The sequence below is a fragment of the Paenisporosarcina sp. P4_B8 genome, assembly GCF_056402175.1.
This window is the reverse complement of sequence record NZ_JBFUHX010000042.1, coordinates 1-3,039: the sequence shown is the minus strand read 5'-3', so window position 1 is coordinate 3,039 and position 3,039 is coordinate 1. Positions and strand designations below refer to the sequence as shown.

General features: G+C 51.3%; 1 rRNA gene. It reads left to right on the top strand.

The features are described from left to right. Window positions 1–101 precede the first annotated feature (101 nt). A 23S ribosomal RNA gene (locus AC1DSK_RS17190) occupies window positions 102–3,033 on the top strand. Window positions 3,034–3,039 lie beyond the last annotated feature (6 nt).

The following is a 3,039-nucleotide window of genomic DNA, read 5'->3' as shown; positions in this document are numbered from 1 at the left end:
TTGTTCTTTGAAAACTGGATAAAACGACATTGAAAGCAATAAACATTCAAGTAATTCAACATACAACTTCGGTTGTATGCGTAAGAACTTTTTAACTTTTAGGTTAAGTTAATAAGGGCGCACGGTGAATGCCTTGGCACTAGGAGCCGATGAAGGACGGTACTAACACCGATATGCTTCGGGGAGCTGTAAGTAAGCTTTGATCCGGAGATTTCCGAATGGGGAAACCCACTGTTTTTAATAGAGCAGTACGTTTGCGTGAATACATAGCGCATCCGTGGCACACCCAGGGAACTGAAACATCTAAGTACCTGGAGGAAGAGAAAGAAATTCGATTCCCTGAGTAGCGGCGAGCGAAACGGGAAGAGCCCAAACCAAGAAGCTTGCTTCTTGGGGTTGTAGGACACTCAATACGGAGTTACAAAGGAACGAGTTAGACGAAGCGATCTGGAAAGGTCCGCCGYAGCAGGTAAAAGCCCTGTAGTCGAAAGTTCGTTCTCTCCTGAGTGGATCCTGAGTACGGCGGAACACGTGAAATTCCGTCGGAATCTGGGAGGACCATCTCCCAAGGCTAAATACTACCTAGTGACCGATAGTGAACCAGTACCGTGAGGGAAAGGTGAAAAGCACCCCGGAAGGGGAGTGAAAGAGATCCTGAAACCGTGTGCCTACAAGTAGTTAGAGCCCGTTAATGGGTGATAGCGTGCCTTTTGTAGAATGAACCGGCGAGTTACGATTGCATGCAAGGTTAAGCTGAGAAGGCGGAGCCGCAGCGAAAGCGAGTCTGAATAGGGCGATAGAGTATGTAGTTGTAGACCCGAAACCAGGTGATCTACCCATGTCCAGGGTGAAGGTAAGGTAACACTTACTGGAGGCCCGAACCCACGCACGTTGAAAAGTGCGGGGATGAGGTGTGGGTAGCGGAGAAATTCCAATCGAACCTGGAGATAGCTGGTTCTCTCCGAAATAGCTTTAGGGCTAGCCTCAATTTTGAGAATCCTGGAGGTAGAGCACTGTTTGGACTAGGGGCCCATCCCGGGTTACCGAATTCAGACAAACTCCGAATGCCAGAGATTTATAATTGGGAGTCAGACTGCGAGTGATAAGATCCGTAGTCAAGAGGGAAACAGCCCAGACCACCAGCTAAGGTCCCCAAGTAATTGTTAAGTGGAAAAGGATGTGGCGTTGCTTAGACAACCAGGATGTTGGCTTAGAAGCAGCCATCATTTAAAGAGTGCGTAATAGCTCACTGGTCGAGTGACGCTGCGCCGAAAATGTATCGGGGCTAAACAATTCACCGAAGCTGTGGATGGATTCCGTATGGAATCCGTGGTAGGAGAGCGTTCTAAGGGCGTTGAAGCTAGACCGGAAGGACTGGTGGAGCGCTTAGAAGTGAGAATGCCGGTATGAGTAGCGAAAGACGGGTGAGAATCCCGTCCACCGAATGACTAAGGTTTCCTGAGGAAGGCTCGTCCGCTCAGGGTTAGTCGGGACCTAAGCCGAGGCCGATAGGCGTAGGCGATGGACAACAGGTTGATATTCCTGTACCACCACTCCACCGTTTGAGTAATGGGGGGACGCAGAAGGATAGGGTAAGCGTACTGTTGGTTATGTACGTTCAAGCAGTAAGGCGTGGAATGAGGCAAATCCCGTTCCTATAACGTTGAGCTGTGATGACAAGGACCATTAGGTCTGAGTTCCTGATTTCACACTGCCAAGAAAAGCCTCTAACGAGGTGGAAGGTGCCCGTACCGCAAACCGACACAGGTAGTCGAGGAGAGAATCCTAAGGTGAGCGAGAGAACTCTCGTTAAGGAACTCGGCAAAATGACCCCGTAACTTCGGGAGAAGGGGTGCTCTATTAGGGTGTTAAAGCCCGAGAGAGCCGCAGTGAATAGGCCCAGGCGACTGTTTAGCAAAAACACAGGTCTCTGCAAAACCGTAAGGTGACGTATAGGGGCTGACGCCTGCCCGGTGCTGGAAGGTTAAGAGGAGTGCTTAGCGCAAGCGAAGGTGCGAATTGAAGCCCCAGTAAACGGCGGCCGTAACTATAACGGTCCTAAGGTAGCGAAATTCCTTGTCGGGTAAGTTCCGACCCGCACGAAAGGCGTAACGATCTGGGCACTGTCTCAACGAGAGACTCGGTGAAATTATAGTACCTGTGAAGATGCAGGTTACCCGCGACAGGACGGAAAGACCCCGTGGAGCTTTACTGTAGCCTGATATTGAATTTTGGTACAACTTGTACAGGATAGGTAGGAGCCTGAGATTCCGGAGCGCCAGCTTCGGAGGAGGCGTCGGTGGGATACTACCCTGGTTGTATTGAACTTCTAACCCTTGCCCCTTAGCGGGGCAGGAGACAGTGTCAGGCGGGCAGTTTGACTGGGGCGGTCGCCTCCTAAAGTGTAACGGAGGCGCCCAAAGGTTCCCTCAGAATGGTTGGAAATCATTCGTAGAGTGTAAAGGCAGAAGGGAGCTTGACTGCGAGACCTACAAGTCGAGCAGGGTCGAAAGACGGGCTTAGTGATCCGGTGGTTCCGCATGGAAGGGCCATCGCTCAACGGATAAAAGCTACCCCGGGGATAACAGGCTTATCTCCCCCAAGAGTCCACATCGACGGGGAGGTTTGGCACCTCGATGTCGGCTCATCGCATCCTGGGGCTGTAGTCGGTCCCAAGGGTTGGGCTGTTCGCCCATTAAAGCGGTACGCGAGCTGGGTTCAGAACGTCGTGAGACAGTTCGGTCCCTATCCGTCGTGGGCGTAGGAAATTTGAGAGGAGCTGTCCTTAGTACGAGAGGACCGGGATGGACACACCGCTGGTGTACCAGTTGTTCTGCCAAGAGCATCGCTGGGTAGCTATGTGTGGCCGGGATAAGTGCTGAAAGCATCTAAGCATGAAGCCCCCCTCAAGATGAGATTTCCCATTACGCAAGTAAGTAAGATCCCTCAAAGACGATGAGGTAGATAGGTTCGAGGTGGAAGCGCGGTGACGTGTGCAGCTGACGAATACTAATCGATCGAGGACTTAACCAAAATGAA